General features: G+C 65.2%; 16 protein-coding genes. 6 read left to right on the top strand and 10 right to left on the bottom strand.

Translation table 11 applies throughout. The features are described 5' to 3' along the window. The first annotated feature begins 73 nt into the window (after window positions 1-73). Window positions 74-580 (top strand): DciA family protein, encoded by a 507-nt coding sequence (locus AC2FLM_RS20285; protein WP_234144436.1) that lies wholly within the window; start codon window positions 74-76, stop codon window positions 578-580. A 14-nt stretch (window positions 581-594) separates the two neighbouring features. Further along, window positions 595-1,263 carry a DsbA family protein gene (locus AC2FLM_RS20280; RefSeq protein WP_234138364.1) on the top strand — a complete coding sequence of 223 codons (669 nt, stop codon included), beginning with the start codon at window positions 595-597 and terminating at the stop codon, window positions 1,261-1,263. A 2-nt stretch (window positions 1,264-1,265) separates the two neighbouring features. On the opposite strand, the gene lpxK is transcribed toward AC2FLM_RS20280, so the two are convergent. The 5 genes from lpxK to AC2FLM_RS20255 all read right to left on the bottom strand — a co-directional run bounded on the left by lpxK (window position 1,266) and on the right by AC2FLM_RS20255 (window position 7,440). After that, window positions 1,266-2,267 (bottom strand): tetraacyldisaccharide 4'-kinase, encoded by a 1,002-nt coding sequence (gene lpxK / locus AC2FLM_RS20275; RefSeq protein ID WP_496859696.1) that lies wholly within the window; start codon window positions 2,265-2,267, stop codon window positions 1,266-1,268. Further along, the gene (locus AC2FLM_RS20270; protein WP_496859695.1) at window positions 2,254-3,483 is read right to left on the bottom strand and encodes a 3-deoxy-D-manno-octulosonic acid transferase; all 1,230 of its coding nucleotides are present in this window, start codon (window positions 3,481-3,483) and stop codon (window positions 2,254-2,256) included. The genes lpxK and AC2FLM_RS20270 overlap by 14 nt, the downstream gene beginning before the upstream one ends. 164 nt (window positions 3,484-3,647) lie before the next feature. Beyond that, window positions 3,648-4,451 (bottom strand): 3'(2'),5'-bisphosphate nucleotidase CysQ, encoded by an 804-nt coding sequence (locus AC2FLM_RS20265; RefSeq protein WP_234144433.1) that lies wholly within the window; start codon window positions 4,449-4,451, stop codon window positions 3,648-3,650. Further along, window positions 4,438-5,784, bottom strand: a complete 1,347-nt coding sequence (locus tag AC2FLM_RS20260) for a TldD/PmbA family protein (protein ID WP_496859694.1) — start codon at window positions 5,782-5,784, stop codon at window positions 4,438-4,440. Before AC2FLM_RS20260 ends, AC2FLM_RS20265 begins: the two co-directional genes overlap by 14 nt. A gap of 129 nt (window positions 5,785-5,913) precedes the next feature. Then, on the bottom strand, window positions 5,914-7,440 hold the full coding sequence (locus AC2FLM_RS20255) for a DUF2125 domain-containing protein (RefSeq protein WP_496859693.1): 1,527 nt from the start codon (window positions 7,438-7,440) through the stop codon (window positions 5,914-5,916). A gap of 131 nt (window positions 7,441-7,571) precedes the next feature. On the opposite strand from AC2FLM_RS20255, the gene AC2FLM_RS20250 reads away from it, so the two are divergent. Next, on the top strand, window positions 7,572-8,324 hold the full coding sequence (locus AC2FLM_RS20250; protein WP_234138375.1) for an SDR family oxidoreductase: 753 nt from the start codon (window positions 7,572-7,574) through the stop codon (window positions 8,322-8,324). Next, window positions 8,321-8,929: an enoyl-CoA hydratase/isomerase family protein gene (locus tag AC2FLM_RS20245; protein ID WP_234182588.1), complete on the top strand. Its 609-nt coding sequence runs from the start codon at window positions 8,321-8,323 to the stop codon at window positions 8,927-8,929. The genes AC2FLM_RS20250 and AC2FLM_RS20245 overlap by 4 nt, the downstream gene beginning before the upstream one ends. A gap of 95 nt (window positions 8,930-9,024) precedes the next feature. Here the strand turns inward: AC2FLM_RS20245 and AC2FLM_RS20240 are convergent, their stop codons facing one another. After that, complete coding sequence (locus AC2FLM_RS20240) at window positions 9,025-9,351, bottom strand: HNH endonuclease (protein ID WP_234138379.1); 327 nt, start codon at window positions 9,349-9,351, stop codon at window positions 9,025-9,027. A gap of 47 nt (window positions 9,352-9,398) precedes the next feature. On the opposite strand from AC2FLM_RS20240, the gene AC2FLM_RS20235 reads away from it, so the two are divergent. Together AC2FLM_RS20235 and AC2FLM_RS20230 are read left to right on the top strand one after the other, a co-directional pair. Beyond that, a complete protein-coding gene (locus tag AC2FLM_RS20235; protein WP_234144427.1) occupies window positions 9,399-10,733 on the top strand; it encodes a mechanosensitive ion channel domain-containing protein in 1,335 nt (444 codons plus the stop codon). Continuing rightward, window positions 10,730-11,929: a TIGR03862 family flavoprotein gene (locus AC2FLM_RS20230; protein ID WP_496859692.1), complete on the top strand. Its 1,200-nt coding sequence runs from the start codon at window positions 10,730-10,732 to the stop codon at window positions 11,927-11,929. The genes AC2FLM_RS20235 and AC2FLM_RS20230 overlap by 4 nt, the downstream gene beginning before the upstream one ends. Here AC2FLM_RS20230 and AC2FLM_RS20225 read toward each other — a convergent pair. The 4 genes from AC2FLM_RS20225 to leuS all read right to left on the bottom strand — a co-directional run bounded on the left by AC2FLM_RS20225 (window position 11,899) and on the right by leuS (window position 16,635). Then, window positions 11,899-12,492 (bottom strand): glutathione S-transferase family protein, encoded by a 594-nt coding sequence (locus tag AC2FLM_RS20225; protein WP_234144425.1) that lies wholly within the window; start codon window positions 12,490-12,492, stop codon window positions 11,899-11,901. The genes AC2FLM_RS20230 and AC2FLM_RS20225 overlap by 31 nt on opposite strands. Window positions 12,493-12,573: 81 nt before the next feature. Next, window positions 12,574-13,602, bottom strand: a complete 1,029-nt coding sequence (holA, locus tag AC2FLM_RS20220; RefSeq protein ID WP_496859690.1) for a DNA polymerase III subunit delta — start codon at window positions 13,600-13,602, stop codon at window positions 12,574-12,576. Continuing rightward, window positions 13,599-14,090, bottom strand: a complete 492-nt coding sequence (lptE, locus tag AC2FLM_RS20215) for an LPS assembly lipoprotein LptE (RefSeq protein WP_496859689.1) — start codon at window positions 14,088-14,090, stop codon at window positions 13,599-13,601. Before lptE ends, holA begins: the two co-directional genes overlap by 4 nt. Further along, window positions 14,077-16,635: a leucine--tRNA ligase gene (gene leuS / locus AC2FLM_RS20210; RefSeq protein WP_496859688.1), complete on the bottom strand. Its 2,559-nt coding sequence runs from the start codon at window positions 16,633-16,635 to the stop codon at window positions 14,077-14,079. The genes lptE and leuS overlap by 14 nt, the downstream gene beginning before the upstream one ends. Window positions 16,636-16,672 lie beyond the last annotated feature (37 nt).

Genomic DNA, 16,672 nt, shown 5'->3' with positions numbered 1-16,672 from the left:
CCTTGCTTCTATCGGTTTCACTGGTGCCGCAGTGCGTGGGCCTTAGAATAGCGGCAACAGAGTCGGATTCCAGATGGCAAGCAGACGTTCCTCGACCCGTGGTTTCAAGCGCACCGCCAGCGTGCTGGGTGACCAGATTCGCCGCGCTGGCGAAACACGCGGCTTTGCCGTGGGCCGGGTGCTGACCCACTGGGCCGAGATCGTCGGACAGGATCTGGCCGCCATCGCCCGCCCGGTCAACATCGGCTATGGCAAGGGTGGCTTTGGCGCGACGCTGACGGTGCTGACCACCGGGGCCCAGGCGCCGATGCTGGAAATGCAGAAGGAACAGCTGCGCGAACGGGTGAACGCCGCCTATGGCTATAACGCCATCAGCCGGGTCCGCATCACCCAGACCGCGCCCGTGGGCTTTGCCGAAGGTCAGGCCACATTCGAGCACCGCCCCAAGACCGCCACCAGCGTCCCGCGCCCCGAGATCGTTGCCGAAGCGGCGCGGGTGGCCGATGGCGCCAAAGATGAAGATTTGCGCGCGGCCCTTGAAAGGCTGGCGCAGAACGTTTTATCGAGACAGAAATCTTGAGGAAGGGCAGAAAGATGAACCGTTTGGGAACCTTGGTGTTTGCCGGTGTGGCTGTCGTGGCGGGGGCCTACTGGCTGACCCTGCCGTCACAGGGCAACCTGCCCGCCAACCCGTTTATCGGCGGCGCCGAGGCGCAGCAGGCCGAAATCGATACCTCGACCATTGTCGAGATGGTGCAAGGGGCCGAGGACGCGCCCGTCGAAATCATCGAATATGCCTCGTATACCTGCCCGCATTGCGCGGCGTTTCACCAGGGCCCCTACAAGCAACTCAAGGCCGATTTCATCGACACCGGCAAGGTGCGCTTTGTCTATCGCGAGGTGTATTTCGACCGTTACGGTCTCTGGGCCTCGATGGTGGCACGCTGTGCGGGCCCTGAGAAGTTCTTTGGCATTTCCGACCTGATCTACAAGGGGCAAGCCGAATGGTCGCGCGCCGGTGGCCCGGCCGAGATCGCCGAGGAGCTTCGCAAGATCGGCCGCCTGGCCGGGATCGAGAATGACAAGCTGGAGGCGTGTCTGGGCGATGCCACCATGGCACAGACGCTGGTGGCCTGGTATCAGGAGCACGCGACCCGGGACGAGATCAACTCGACCCCCAGCTTCATGATCAATGGCAAGAAGGTCGAGAACCAGGCTTATGAAGGGTTCAAGGCCCTGATCGAGGCCGAACTGGGTAGCTGACCTTAGGGCGGGGGCGGCGCGGCGGCCAGCAGGATGGCGCGCAATCTGTCCTCGTCCGCTACCTCCAGCCGCACTGGCAGGGTGATGACCTTGGAGCGGAACGCGGGTGGTAGCCGCACCGCATCCTTCTCGGTTGTCACCATCTGGGCGCCCAAAAGCCGCGCTTCATTCTCCAGCCGGGTCATCAGGGCCGGTGTCAGCAGCTGGTGATCGTCCAGCGCCTCGGCCCTGCGCAGATCGGCACCCTCGGCCCGAAGCGTGCGAAAGAACTTGGCCGGGTTGCCGATCCCGGCAAAGGCCAGCACCGGGGTCGCGGTCCAGTCCATCCCGGTGCGCAGCGGCTTCAGCTCGGCAGTGATCAGCGGCACGGTCAGCGCGGCGCCCCAGGTTTGACGAAACTGGTCCTGTGCCGGCGCATCACCCAGGGCCAGAACAAGGTCGGCACGGGCAAGACCTGTTGCCACCGGTTCCCGCAATGGGCCGGCGGGAATGCAGCGCCCGTTGCCAAAACCCTGGGCCGCATCAACAACGACGAGCGAGAGATCCTTGGCCACGGCGGGATTCTGGAACCCGTCATCCAGGATGATCACGCTGGCTCCCGCCGCCGCCGCCGAGCGGGCGCCTGCGGCGCGGTCCTTGGCCACCCAGACCTCGGCAAAGGCAGCCAGCAGCAATGGCTCGTCGCCCACCTGCTCGGCGCGGTGGCGTCGTGGATCGACCTGCACCGGGCCTTCGAGCGTGCCGCCATAACCACGCGTGACCACATGCGGTTCGTGCCCGGCATCGCGCAGCCGCTCGGCCACCCAGATCGCGCTGGGGGTCTTGCCGGTGCCGCCCGCGTTCAGGTTGCCGATGCAGATCACCGGTACAGGCACCTTGATCGGATCACCGCCCGCCAGTCGCCGTGCGGTGGCCCGGGCATAGAGCGCGCCCAGCGGCGCCAGCAGCCGCGACTGCCAGCCCGGATGCGCGGGATCGTTCTGCCAGAACTCAGGTGCTCGCATGAACCGCCTTTCGCCGGTCCAGCCGGTCCTGCACCATATCGATCAATTCGTCGGTCAGATGGGCGGTTTCCGTGGCAACCTGCCAGCCCGCAAGGGCCATGCGGGCCGCCGCGTCCGGGGCCAGCAGGTCGACGACCTCGCGCCCCAGCGCCTCGGCATCGCGCACCGAGCGCGCGGCACCGGCCGAGGCCAGCCGCACATATGTATCCATGAAACTGCGCACATTGGGACCGTAGAGCAGCGCCGAGCCCAGTGCCACCGCTGTCAGCGGGTCGCGTCCGCCCGTGCCGAATTCCAGAGAGCTGCCCATGAAGGTCAGTGGCGAGATCCGGTACCACAGACCCAGATCTTCGGCAAGGGCGCTGATCACGACCTGGGTCGAATCCTCGATCCGGTCGCCCGCATCCCAATCGGCACAGCGCAGATCCATCGCCTCGAGCCGGGTCCGCAGCGGACCGGCCTCATCAGGATCGGCCACATGCACAATCAGCAACAGCCGGTGCAACAGCCGCAGCGCATGGCGATGAGCGGTCAGCACCGAGATGAATTCCTTGGGCTGGGTCCAGGCCGACAACCAGACCGGCCTGCCGCCCAAGGTAGTATTGGTTTCGACCAGTTCCTCTTCGGACCAGGGTGCGGGATTGGCGCTGACCTGAAGCGGGCTCGATGCGCGCACCTTGGTTGGCGCGACACCGGCCCTGCGCACATAGCGCGCGGTCGCCTCGCCGTCGGTCAGGATCATGTCAAAACAATCCAGCATGGTACGGGTAAGATCGGGTAACCAGCGGTGGCGCCGGGCCTGCAACTCACGTTCAGTGATATCGATCAGCAGCATCGGTATGCCGCTGCCAGCGGTTTCGTCGATCAGGTTGGGTTTCAGGGCACCGCCAGACCAAAGGCACAGGTCGGGTCGCCAGTGATCCAGAAACCGGCGCGCCGGGGCGGGATGATCGTCGGGTAGCACCGAGATCAGGCCACAGGGCGCGATCCAGTCATCGACACGGGTTTCCGCCGGGATGGTGAACAGAAGACTCAGTTCGGGACGCAGCGAGATCAGCCGTTGCGACAGATCGCAAAGCGCGGGAAACCGGCCGCGATCGGTGACATGTATCCAGATCAGTTCGCCCTTTGGACGGTCCGGCATATCGCGGCCCGGCGGGTTCACCCCCCGCCAGTTGAGGACCCGGTACGCGGCAAGGCTGAGCGACCGCACCATGGCTCAGCCCACCCCAGATAGCGCTATGCCAACAGAGGTGCCGGTTCGCCGGTCTAGGGGGACAGTGGCTGCCATGCGGCACTCCTGACGGAGGGGTTGAAATCGGCGGCACCCTAAGGGTTTGGCAGGCCGGGTCAAGGCATCGGGGGCGAGGCCCGCATTCGTCAGTGGGCCGGAATACCCGCGCTTGCCGGATCAAGGGCACCAAACAGGCCGCGATGCACGGTGTCGCCACCTGCGATGACCCCATCCAGCCGGGGTCTGGGATTGTTGAACTTCAGCGCTGCGCCGGTCCGGTCGGTACAGCGCCCGCCCGCTTCGCGCAGGATCAGATCGCCAGCGGCGATATCCCATTCCCAGCTGGGTCGCAGAGTCAGCATCCCGTCGAACCGGCCCTGCGCCACCAGTGCAAGGCGATAGGCCAGCGAGGGGCGATAGTCGCGATGGAAGGCGGGTGCCTGACCGCCGGTCCAGTGTTCGGGGCGCAGATTTGGTCGCGCGGCCAGAATATGCGCCTGCGCCAGGTCGGTGGGCGCCGAGACCCGGATCGGTTCGCCGTTCAGAAAGGCACCACCGCCCGCCGCGGCGGTGAACAGCAGGTCGCGCTGGGGCAGATAAACGGCGGCGGCGGTAACCACGCCCCGATCCGCGACCGCCAGCGCATGCGCCCAGGTGCGCGACCCTTCGGCAAAGCTGCGGGTGCCGTCGATCGGGTCGATGATGAAAACACGGTCGTGATCCAGCCGAGCGGCGGTATCCTCGGTCTCTTCGCTGAGCCAGCCATAGCCGGGGCGGGCCGCGGGCAGCATCTGGGCCAGCATCGCGTTCACCGCCAGATCGGCCTCTGTCACCGGGCCCGCGCCATCGGGCTTGTCCCAGCGCTGGGCATCGCGGCCTGAGTAGCGGGTGGCGATGCGCCCGGCCTCACGTGCGGCGCGGATCAGCAGGTCGAGGTCAGTTTCCGGCAAGCGTCATCCCCTCGATCAGGATCGACGGTACTACCCGCGAAAGCCAGGGCCGGGCATCGTTCGCCGGGATCATCCGCAGCAGCATGTCGCGCAGATTGCCCGCGATGGTGCATTCGTTGACCGGATAGGCGATCTGGCCGTTTTCGATCCAGAAGCCAGAGGCCCCTCGCGAATAGTCGCCCGTGTTTGGGTTGATCGTCGACCCGATCAGCGAGGTCACCAGCAGCCCTGTCCCCATATCGCGCATCAGATCGTCACGCGACGCCGTGCCGGGGGTCAGCGTCAGGTTCCAGTTGCTGGGCGAGGGCGGGCCCGATACGCCGCGCGTGGCATTGCCGGTCGAAGTCAACCCCAGCTTGCGGGCGCTGGCCAGATCCAGCGTCCAACCGGTCAGTATTCCGTCTTGTACAATGGCGCGGGCCCGTGTGGGCAGTCCTTCGGCATCGAAGGGACGTGAGCCCGAGATGCGAGGGCGGTGCGGATCCTCGACCAGGGACAAGGTGGCAGGCAGGATCTGTTCGCCCAGATGGTCCTTGAGCCAGGATGAGCCGCGCGCGACCGAAGCGCCATTTGCCGCTGCCAGAAGATGTCCGATCAGCGAAGAGGAGATGCGTTCATCGAACAGTACCGGATAACTGCCGGTTGCCGGTTTACGCGCCCCTTGCAGGGCGACCGCCCGTTCGCCGGCGCTGCGGCCGATGTCTTCGGGGCTGCGCAGGTCGGATTGATATGTGCGGCTGTCGCCATCGGCGTCACGCTCCATCCCTGTTCCGCTGCCCGATATGGCAACACAGGAAAGCGAGCGCACGCTGCGTCCATATCCGCCGGAAAACCCGTTGCTGGCGGCCAGATGCACATGATGCTGTCCATAAGACGCGGCGGCGTCCGACACCTGGGTCACACCGGTTACCGCTGCGGCGGCGGCCTCGGTGGCCAGCGCGTCCTGCATAAGCGTCTCGGGCTCCGGTTCGGCGGCGGGGTCGCGCAGATCAAGCGCGGCAAGGTCCCAGTTCCGCGCCAGCTGATCGGGGTCGGCCAGCCCGGCGTAAGGGTCCTCGGGCGCTTCGCGCGCCATCGCCACCGCGCGTTCGGCCATCGCGGCCATCGCCTCGGGGCGGCTGTCCGAACTGGACACGATCGCCTGCCGTTTGCCGACAAACACCCGCAGGCCCAGATCGGTCCCTTCGGAACGTTCGGCATGTTCCAGCGCGCCGCCGCGCACCTCGACCGAGACCGAGGTTCCCTCGACCACCAGCGCATCGGCGGCTTCGGCGCCCGCCTGACGGGCGGCGTGCAAGAGGGCGTGGCTGAGGTCTTCGGCCATGTGCGGCATGGGCTGTCCTTTGGCTGTTGTCAGGGAGGTAGCCCCCGCCGCCGCCCGCTGCAAGCCCCGCAGGGCGCGGTTCGGGTGACCAAGGTGTCAGCGGGGCGCGCAACTGATGCGCGCACCCCGCTGGAGCCGTTACTTGATACGCTGACCGTTTGCGAGGATATGGCCCTGTTCGTTGATCTCGATCTTCGAGTTCAGAGTGTCGGGCGCATCGCCGGGTACGGCCAGCATGCCCATCATCATCCGTGCGCCCATGGCGTCATCCTCGGACACGAAACCCATGGCGATCAGCTTGTCGAGCAGCGCATTTGCCCCGGACAGGGTCAGGTTGGCCACGCCCGAAGGCGCCGGAATGCCGTCGAAGGATTCGTAGTCGGAATTGTCAAAGGTGAAGGCACCAGTACCGGTCAGCTTGGCCCCCACCAGCGAGACCAGCAGCTGGTTGATGGTCAACTCGTTCAACTCGCCCGGCGCACCGCCGGTCGCTTCGAGCGTTTCGGCCACGGTCGGGTCGAGAAAATCGACCAGGACTGTCACCATGCCCGACAGATCAAGTGCGACGGTTGCCGGATCGCGCGGCAGTGCACCGGCGGGGTCGAACATGCCCCAGATCATGTCCGACATGGTGAAACCGGTCAGGTTCATGCCAAAGCCAAACGGTTGCGGATCATCACCTGCCTGGGTGGGGATATCCAGCTTGAACCCCGATTCCGCCATCGCCAGATCGATCGGAAAGGGGAGTTCCTGCGTTGTCATCGAAATCTGCGACTGGCGGCCCTTGAGATCGTAGACCACATGGCTGGCATCCATGGCGATCCGGAAATCACCACCCTGTGACGAGGATGTCATGGCAAAATCGTCGCCATCACCCTTGGCCGCCATATTGCCGCTGCCAGCGCCATAGCTCATCAGCGCGTCAAAGGCGAAACCCGATTTCAGCATGTCCGAGAAGTTGGTCGCGTCAAAACTGGTCGGCAGGCTGCCGGTGCCGGAATAGCGTACATCCGACAGCGTGCCCGAGAAGTTCCCCGCATCGTCCGAGTCGGGATCGTCGAAAGACAGCGCGTATGTCAGGCCGGAGGCGGTGAAGCTTTGCACCAGATCGCGCATCTCGCCCAGTTTCATTTCCGAGGTGCCGGCGATGGCGGTCATCTCCAGCAGGAAACTCAGCGCATCGGCGGGCATCGTCTCGCCATCGGCCTCCAGCGAGGCGAGTCGCAGGCTGACCTGATCGGCGCTGTAATCATAGGTCATGTCATCCGGGTCGCCGGTCGCGACCATGGACATGTTGCGGTTAGCATAGGTGAGAGTGCCGGTTACCGGTGCCTCGTCCTCGACAGAGAAAACGAAGGTCAGCGGGAATTCTTCGGGCAGGCCGATCCGCACCGATCCGTCGCCCTGATCGGTCATGGTGATCTGTGGCATCGAGAACGACATCGCGCTGTCCTGCTCGGGAATGCCCATGGACATGCTGAAATCGGTGATCGTCAGCGTGTCGCCCGATCGGCTTTCCGTGCCTGCGACGTCATAGCCCATGCCGCCCAGATAGGCGCTCCAGTCGGCCCAGACCTGTTCGGCGGTCAGATCGGCCCAGGCGCCCTGGGTTGCAATGGCATAGGCGAGTACGGCGCCGGACGTGCGGCGGAGGAAAACGGGCATCACAAGAACCTCTCTGGATAAATTTCGTCCCTATCGTGTTTCGGTGGGCAACGGGCGTCAAGGGGGGTGGTACTGGACCCTTCCCGCGTCACGGCGTAGGACTTGGCAGAACAGACACGGGAGGAAGGTGGATGACCGGAATGCAGGGAAAAACCGTTATGATCACTGGCGCAAGCCGGGGGATCGGAGCCGAGGCCGGGCGCGTCTTTGCCGCGGCCGGGGCCAATGTCGTCTTGTTGGCACGCAGCGCCGAGGCGCTGGCCGAGCAGGCATCCGAGATCGGCGAGACCGCGCTGGCACTGGCTTGCGACGTGGCCGACGCGGCGCAGGTGGCGGGTGCGGTGAACGCGGCGGTGTCGCGGTTCGGCGGGCTCGACGTGCTGATCAATAACGCAGGTGTGATCGAGCCGATCTCGCATCTGGCCAGCTCGGACCCCGCGGGCTGGGGCCACGCCATCGATATCAACCTCAAGGGTGTCTATTACGGCATGCGCGCGGCACTGCCGGTGATGCGTAGAGCGGGGGGCGGAACCATCCTGACCGTCAGTTCGGGCGCCGCCCATAACCCGGTCGAGGCCTGGAGCCACTATTGCGCCTCCAAGGCCGGGGCAGCGATGCTGACCGCCTGCCTGCATCTGGAAGAGGGCCATCACGGCATCCGCGCCATGGGCCTGTCGCCGGGTACGGTTGCCACCCAGATGCAGCGCGAGATCAAGGGGTCGGGCATCAACCCGGTCAGCCAGCTCGATTGGTCGGCGCATATCCCGGCAGACTGGCCGGCGCGGGCGCTCTTGTGGATGTGCGGGCCCGAGGCAGACGCGTTTCTGGGCACCGAGATCTCGCTCAGGGACGAAGAAATTCGCAAGCGTGTGGGGCTGGCATGATCGAACTCGAAAAGGAGGACGGTCTGTGGACCGTCACCCTGAACCGCCCCGACAAGGCCAATTCGCTGACGGTGGCCATGCTGGAACGGCTGGTCGAGATCGCCGAGACGGCGGGCGAGGCGCGGGCGCTGATCCTGACCGGGCGTGGCAAGGTGTTCAGCGCCGGCGCCGATCTCGAGGCCGCGCGGGCGGGGCTGGCGACCTCGGACCTGTGGGAGCGGCTGTCGGGCGCGATCGCGGCGCTGCCTTGCCTGACGGTTGCGGCCCTGAACGGCACGCTGGCGGGTGGTGCCAACGGCATGGCGCTGGCCTGCGACCTGCGCATCGCGGTGCCCGAGGCCAAGGTGTTCTATCCGGTGATGAAGCTTGGCTTTCTGCCGCAACCTTCCGATCCGGCCCGCATGGCGGCGCTGATCGGCCCGGCGCGGACCCGGCTGATCCTGATGGCGGGGCAAAAAATCTCCGCGCAGGAGGCCTATGACTTCGGCCTGATCGACCGGATCGTGCCTGCCGATCAGCTGATGGAGACCGCCCGCGCGCTGGTGGCCGATTCCCTGGCCGCCGATCCGGCGGTTGCGGCAGGTATTTCCCGGCTCTGTTCCTGACCAGCCCTTCAGGACAGCGCCGGTTTCGTGCAACGAAACCGGGCCGGAAACCTTGCAGGTTTCCGGTCGCCGTCGCGCGTCAAGGCTCTGAGTCGCTAGCGTTTGCGCCGCCCGCCCGGCACTTTCGAGCGAAACCCGGGGGGCCGTTTGCGCACCCAGGCGAGGAACTTCGCCAACCGGGGATGGGCGCGCAGAGCCTCTACCGTGTGAAAGCTGCGCGCCAGTTCCGCCTCGGTCAGGGTGGCATGGATCTCCTTGTGGCAGATGACATGCAACAGGACCGTCGGTCCTCCCTTGCCACCCTTCAGCCGGGGGATCAGGTGGTGCTGGCTGCCGTCGCCTTCGGGTATCGGCCGTTCGCATAACGGGCAGACCCCTTCGGGTGGGGGGAGATCCGGGCACTTGTTTTCCTTGTCTGTCATGGGCAAGAGGATGCACCACCGTGCAAACGGCGCAAGTGGAGAGACCCATGGAATTCGGAACACAGGCCCAGACCGAGCTGCTGAACAGCCTGATCGAACAGGGCGAGCGTCTCTGGACAATTGCGCTGGGCTGGCTGTCGAGCCCGGCCGCCTGGTCGCAATTCGCCCTGTTGATGGTGGCCTATCTGGTGGCGCTCTATGCCGCGCGCCGGTTGCGTGAGCCACTGTCGGGCCTGCTGACCCCACCCTCGGGACAGATGGATCCGCTGTCGCGGACCCGCCGTTTCGTGTTGATCTTCGTGCCGCTGCTGCTGCCGCTCCTGGCCTATGTCTTTACCGGCATCGGCGAGAGTGTCACCCGCTCGCTGTTCGGCTCGGGCGCGGTGATTGCCTTTGGCAAGCGGGTGTTCCTGTTCCTGGCCGCCCGCATTCTGGTGCGCGAAATCCTCGACGATCCGCTGATGAAGCTGCTGGGCCGTTACGTGTTGATCCCGGTGGCGGCGCTCTATGCACTGGGCCTTCTGGAACCGGCCATGGCCAGGCTGGACCAGACCGTGGTGCCGCTGGGCAACCTGTCCTTTTCGCTGCTCTTCGCGTTGCGTTTCCTTGTCGTGGGCGGCGCCATTTTCTGGCTCGGGCGCTGGTCCAACGACCAGTCGGCGCAATTCATCAAGCAACAGCGTGAAATGCGCCCGGCGATGCGCGAACTGACCGTCAAGGCGGTCGAGATCGGTATCTTCGGCATCGCCTTCCTGCTGGTGATGAACATCATGGGTATCAGCCTGACCTCGCTGGCCGTTCTGGGTGGTGTCATCGGTGTCGGCCTCGGCTTTGGCCTGCAAAAGATCGCCTCGAATTTCATCTCGGGCGTCATCCTGCTGCTCGAAGGGCAGGCAACCGTCGGCGATTACGTGGAACTCGACGGGGGAGAGGCGGGGACCATCGTCAAGATGACCGCGCGCGCCACCATCCTCGAGACATTCGACGGGCGCTGGATCGTGGTCCCGAACGAGGATTTCATCACCACGCGGGTGGTCAACTTCTCGGATCAGGGAAGCGCCAACCGGTACGAGGCGCCGTTTTCGGTGAGCTATGACACCGATATCAACCGGGTGCCCGCGATCATCGAGGCGGCGGTGGCGGCACATCCCGGCGTGCTGACAAACCCCTTTCCACCCGACTGCGAGCTGCGCGGTTTCGGCGATAGCGGGGTCGATTTCGCGGTCGAATTCTGGGTCGAAGGGATCGATGACGGCAAGAACAAGTTCATGTCAGATGTGCTTTTCCTGATCTGGAACGCGCTCAAGGAGAACGGCATCGAAATCCCCTATCCGCATCGGGTGGTGGAACTTTCCGGCAGTATCGAGACGCGGCAGGCATGAAACCGGCGGTCGTGATAGGGGCAGGACCGGCGGGTCTGATGGCCGCGGGCGAGTTGGCCCGCGCCGGCCTGCCGGTGCTGGTGGCCGAGGCCAAGACCTCGGTTGCGCGCAAGTTCCTGATGGCGGGCAAGTCGGGTCTGAACCTGACCAAGGACGAGCCTCTTGAGCGGCTGCTTGCCGCCTATGGCGATGCGGCCGAGTGGCTGCGCCCGATGCTGGCGGCCTTTGATGCCCATGCGGTTCAGGATTGGGCGCGCGACCTGGGGCAGGACCTGTTTACCGGTTCGACGGGGCGGGTGTTTCCGACCGCGATGAAGGCCTCTCCGCTGTTGCGGTCCTGGTTGGCGGAACTGGCGGGACACGGGGTCGAGATTCGCACTCGCTGGCGCTGGACCGGTTGGCAGGGTGGTGCGCTCTGTTTCGACACGCCCGAGGGGGCGCAACGGATCGAACCTTTGGTCACCGTGCTTGCGCTGGGCGGGGCCAGCTGGGCCCGGCTCGGCTCGGACGGGGCGTGGGCCGCGTTGCTCGAGGCGCGCGGGGTGGAGTTGACCCCCTTTGCGCCTGCCAATGCCGGGTTGCTGGTCGATTGGTCCGCGCATATGGCGCCGCTGGCCGGTCACCCGGTCAAGGGCGTGGCCTGGCAGGCGGGCGCGCTGAGCAGCCGGGGCGAGGCGGTGATTTCTGCCCGTGGGCTTGAGGGCGGCGGCATTTATGCGGTCTCGGCGGCGGTCCGGCAGGGCGCCCCCCTGTTTGTCGATCTGTTGCCCGACCTGCCGCTGGAAGAGGTGGCCGCTCGATTGGCGCGTCCGCGGGGTAAGGCCAGCCTGTCGTCGCATCTGCGCAAGATTTTGAAATTGAACCCTGAAAGCCGGTCACTGCTGATGGAATTCGGCCGCCCGTTGCCGCAGGCGCCCGAGGCATTGGCGGCGCTGCTCAAGCGATTGCCGCTGCACCATGCTGGCCTGCGCCCGATGGACGAGGCGATTTCGACCGCAGGCGGGGTGCCGCGCACGACGCTGGATGAGGGACTGATGCTAAAGCAGATGCCCGGCACGTTCTGCGTGGGCGAGATGCTGGATTGGGAGGCGCCGACCGGCGGCTACCTCCTGACCGGATGCCTGGCGACCGGCCGTTGGGCCGGCCGCGCGGCGGCGGCTTGGGTTCAGGCCGGGGTCAATGCACCCATGCGCTGAAACGCGGGGCGCGCGCGTACCGCCTTGCCATAGGCCTTGATCCGGTCCGAGGTGATCGGGAAACCCGCACCAAAGGCCCAGTTGAGGCAATGTACCAACAGGATATCGACGATCGTCATCTTGTCTCCCATTGCGAACGGGTCGCCCAGACGGGATTCCAGACGCGCCAGATTGCGCTCGAACTCCCATTTGGCACAGTCGATGACGGCGGGCACGCGCTTGTCCTCGGGCAGGATGAACCCGTGGCGGGCGGCGACCCACAGCACCCCGTCGATCTCGTCAAGGATCGTGTGGAACAAGGCGTCCTGCTTGGCGCGTTCGGGCGTTCCGGCGGGATAGGTCAGGTCGCCATGCTTGTCGGTAAGATAGGTCATGATGGCAGAGCTGTCGGTGATCACGTGCTCTCCATCGACCAGCACCGGGATCTTGCCGCTGCCGTTCAGGGCCTTGACCTGTGGGTCATGCGGGCCGACATCGACGAATTCGTAGGGTTGCCCCAACTCTTCGAGCAGCCACAAAACACGCGAAGCACGGCTTTTGACCCGCCCATAGACCTTGTACATGATCCTCTCCCATTCTGATGATCCCGTTGCAGGATGGTGTCGGCGCGCGCGGGGTCAAGCCCTGCGTGCGAGGCCGTAACGTCACCGTGACCGGGACAACCACGCCAGCCGGATCATCGCCCGCTCGACCAGCGCCATCTGGGGCGCTGATTGCCCGGCCGAGCGCAGGGCGAGATCGGTATCGGTCAGCACCGTCAGGGCCGTTTCCAGTCGCCTTGCGCCCCAACGCTTGGCCTGGCTCAGGATGCGGTCGCGGCGTGGGCCAAAGACCGGCGGGCGCAATGTGCCGATGCCCTGCGCCGGGCCACCGGGGGCCGAGGCACAGGCGTAGAGCGTGCGGAAATGTCGGGTTGCCCCGATACACAGGCTGACCGGCGTCGTTCCCTGGGCCTGTAGACGACGGATCAATGGGCCGATCTCGCCCTCCTTTCCCTCGGCCACCACGTTCAGAACATCGTCCAGCGCCGCCTCGGTCGAGCGGGGGGCGCAGGCGGCGATATCCTCGAGCCCGAGCGGGCTCTCGTCACCCAGCTTGTAAAGCGCAAGCTTCTCCATCGTCTGCGCAAAATCTCCGGGCCCCAGATCGCGCGCCAGATCGGACAGGACCGTCATCGGCTCGGGCGGGACGTCACGGATGCCGGCGGCGGTCAGCATTCTTTCGATCTCGGCCCGAGAGGGCGGATCGTCATAGATGCCAGCGGCATAGGCGTTGGGATGGGTTTCGAAGGCCTTGCGGATCTTGGAACTCGGCTTCAACTGACCGGCGGTCACCACGATCTGCGCATCGCCCGGCTGCCAGTCCTCAAGTGCCGCCAGAACTGCGGGGGCCGAGGTTTCGGGGCAATCCTCGACAAAGACAACGCGCGGGCCGGGAAAGAACCCAACCGCCTTGACCGCGTCCAAAAGCTGGGCCGCGTCCTTGCGCAATTCGGCCCCCGGCATCCGGGTCAGGCGCATCTCTTCGTCGCCCCCCGGACCAATCAGTGCAGCGATGATCTGTTGGCGTTTCAGCGCGATGCGCATGGCATCGGCCCCGTGGATCAGGATGCCGGTCTTGCCCGCGTCGGGTCGGGCGAAATAGCCATCCGCCTCGCGCGGGGACAGCTTCATGCCGGTTGGTCCAGCGTTGCGTAAAGCTGGGTGACCAGTTGATCCGAGAGAATCACCATCAGGCGCTGGCGCGCATCCCGTTCCCCCGCCAGCGTGTCGACGGTCGATCCGGTGGCGGAATAGCCGGTGAAATTGCGGACCTCGCCCGAGGCCATCACTGCGCCGCTTTCCTTGTCGGTCAAGGTATAGGCGGCGGTGCCGACGATGGAATAGCGGGTGGTGTCGTTCGAGGCGGTGATTGCCTGCCCCTGCGAGGCGGTGCGCACCTTGACGTCCAGCAGATAGTCGGTGCCGGCGACAGCGGTCCGGCCCAGGCTCTGTTCCAGATTCTGCACCAGCCAATAGCTTTCGACATCATCGGGGGCCGAAACCTCGACCCGGCCGCGCAGCGCATCGCCCGCTCCGCCAGGGCCATAGACCGGCTGAAAGCCGCAGGCGGCCAGCGCCAGCGGCACCATCAGCAGGGTTCTGCGATCAAACGACCACATTGACGATCCGGCCCGGCACGACGATCACCTTTTTCGGTGCGGCGCCATCCAGCGCCTTTTGCACAGCATCGGTGGAGAGTGCCAGTTTTTCAACCTCGGTCTTGTCCATATCGGCGGGCACGCTGATTTCCGCGCGGCGCTTGCCGTTGATCTGCACCGGCAGGGTAACCAGCGCATCGACCAGCATTGCCTCGTCCGCGACTGGCCAAGGGGCTGCCGCGATCAGGCCTTTGCCGCCCTGATGGGCCCAGATGTCCTCGGCCAGGTGCGGGGTCATCGGCGACATCAGCTGTGCCAGCGTCATGATCGCCTGTTTCTGTGCCGCCGCCCCGGCCTTGGATTTCGCCAGGGTGTTGGTGAAAGCATAGAGCTTGGCGATCGAGGCGTTGAAGCCGAAGCTTTCGATCCCGTTCGTCACGTCGCGGATGCATTTGTGCATTTCGCGCAGCAGATCGTCGTCACCTTCGCCGGGCGCGGTGGTGTCCATCGCGGCGATCCTGTCGCACAGGTTCCAGACCCGATTCAGATGCTTGTGCGCAGCCTCGGCGCCTGCATCGGTCCATTCCACGTCACGTTCCGGCGGGCTGTCGGACAGAACGAACCAGCGGGCAGTATCGGCGCCGAAGCGGTCGATGATGGCCACCGGGTCCACCACGTTGTTCTTGGATTTCGACATCTTGGCCGAGGGGATGATCTCGACCTCGGTACCATTCTCCAGATAGCCCTTGCCGCCTTCGAGACGCACAGCCTCGGGGTAGTGATAGACAGGGCGGCCATCGGCGCCGGTGGTCTTGTAGATCGCATGGGTCACCATGCCCTGGGTAAAGAGCGCGTTGAAAGGCTCTTTCGATTTCTCGGGCAGATGGCCGCAGATATGCATCGCGCGGGCGAAGAACCGTGAATAGAGCAGGTGCAGGATCGCATGCTCGATACCGCCGATATACTGGTCGACATTCATCCAGTATTCGGCCTCGGCCATGTCTGTGGGCGTTTCGGCGCGCGGGGCGGTGAAGCGCGCGAAATACCACGAGCTGTCAACAAACGTGTCCATCGTGTCGGTTTCACGCTGGGCGGGTTGACCGCAGGACGGGCAGGCGCAGTTGCGCCAGGTCGGGTGCCGGTCCAGCGGGTTGCCGGGCACGTCAAAGGTGACATCGTCGGGCAGTCGGATGGGCAGGTTTTCCTTTTTCTCGGGCACCACGCCGCAGCTATCGCAGTGGACCACGGGAATCGGGCAGCCCCAATAGCGCTGGCGCGACAGGCCCCAGTCGCGCAGGCGGAACTTGGTCACGCCAGTGCCCAGCCCCTTTGCCTCCATCCAGTCGATGGTGGTGTCGATCGCCTCTTGCCCGGTGGCCACATCCAGCCCGGCGAAATGGTCGATCCATTTCACCTTTTCGGTTTTCAGCGGCACAAAGGCCTCGGTCGCGACCGGTTTGGGATCGTCGAGCGCCACAAAGGTGTCGATCACCGGCAGGTCGTATTTGCGGCAGAAATCGAGGTCGCGCTGGTCATGCGCCGGGCAGGCAAAGATCGCGCCGGTGCCGTAATCCATCAGGATGAAGTTCGCGACCCAGACCGGCAGTTCCCAGTCGGGGTTCAGCGGATGGCGCACGCGCAACCCGGTATCGGCCCCCAGCTTCTCGGCCTTTTCGATGGCTTCTTCGGTGGTGCCGCCCTTGCGCATCTCGGCCACCTTGGCGGCGAGGTCGGGATTCTCGGCCTCCAGCGCCTTGGTCAGCGGGTGATCGGGCGAGATGCCGAGGAAGCTGGCGCCCATCAGCGTGTCGGGGCGGGTGGTATACACATCGAGCGAGTCGATGCCATGAGCGGGTGCGGTCAGTGCCCAGGAGAATTGCAGCCCGCGCGACTTGCCGATCCAGTTGGCCTGCATCAGCTTTACCTTGGCGGGCCAATCATCCAGCGTGTCGAGCGCATCCAGCAACTCGCCCGACATGTCCGAGATCTTGAAGAACCATTGCGTCAGTTCGCGCCGTTCCACCAGCGCGCCCGAGCGCCAGCCGCGCCCGTCCTCGACCTGTTCATTGGCCAGAACGGTCATGTCGACCGGGTCCCAGTTCACCACTGCGTTCTTGCGATAAACCAGCCCCTTTTCGAGGAAATCGAGGAACAGCGCCTGTTGCTGACCGTAATATTCCGGGTCACAGGTGGCGAACATGCGCGACCAGTCAAGGCCAAAGCCCAGCGGCTTCATCTGCGCGACCATCGTGTCGATGTTGGTGTAGGTCCAGTCCTTGGGATGGCCGCCGCTGGCCATGGCCGCGTTCTCGGCCGGCATGCCAAAGGCGTCAAACCCCATCGGGTGCAGCACGTTGAACCCGTTCGACAGCTTGTAGCGCGCGATCACGTCACCCATCGTGTAGTTGCGCACATGGCCGATATGGATGCGCCCCGAGGGATAGGGGAACATCTCGAGCACATAGTATTTCGGCTTGTCCGCCGTGCGCGCGGCCCTGAAGATGCCGGCCTTGTCCCAGGCCTCTTGCCATTTGGCTTCGATTTCGGTGGCGGAATAGCGCGACATGGCGGTTCTGGTCCTTGATGAATGCAAACGCCGGGCG

The sequence above is a fragment of the Ruegeria sp. SAZD011 genome, from assembly GCF_059612545.1.
Note: the sequence above shows the minus strand (reverse complement) of the source record. Positions and strands in the feature narration are given on the sequence as shown.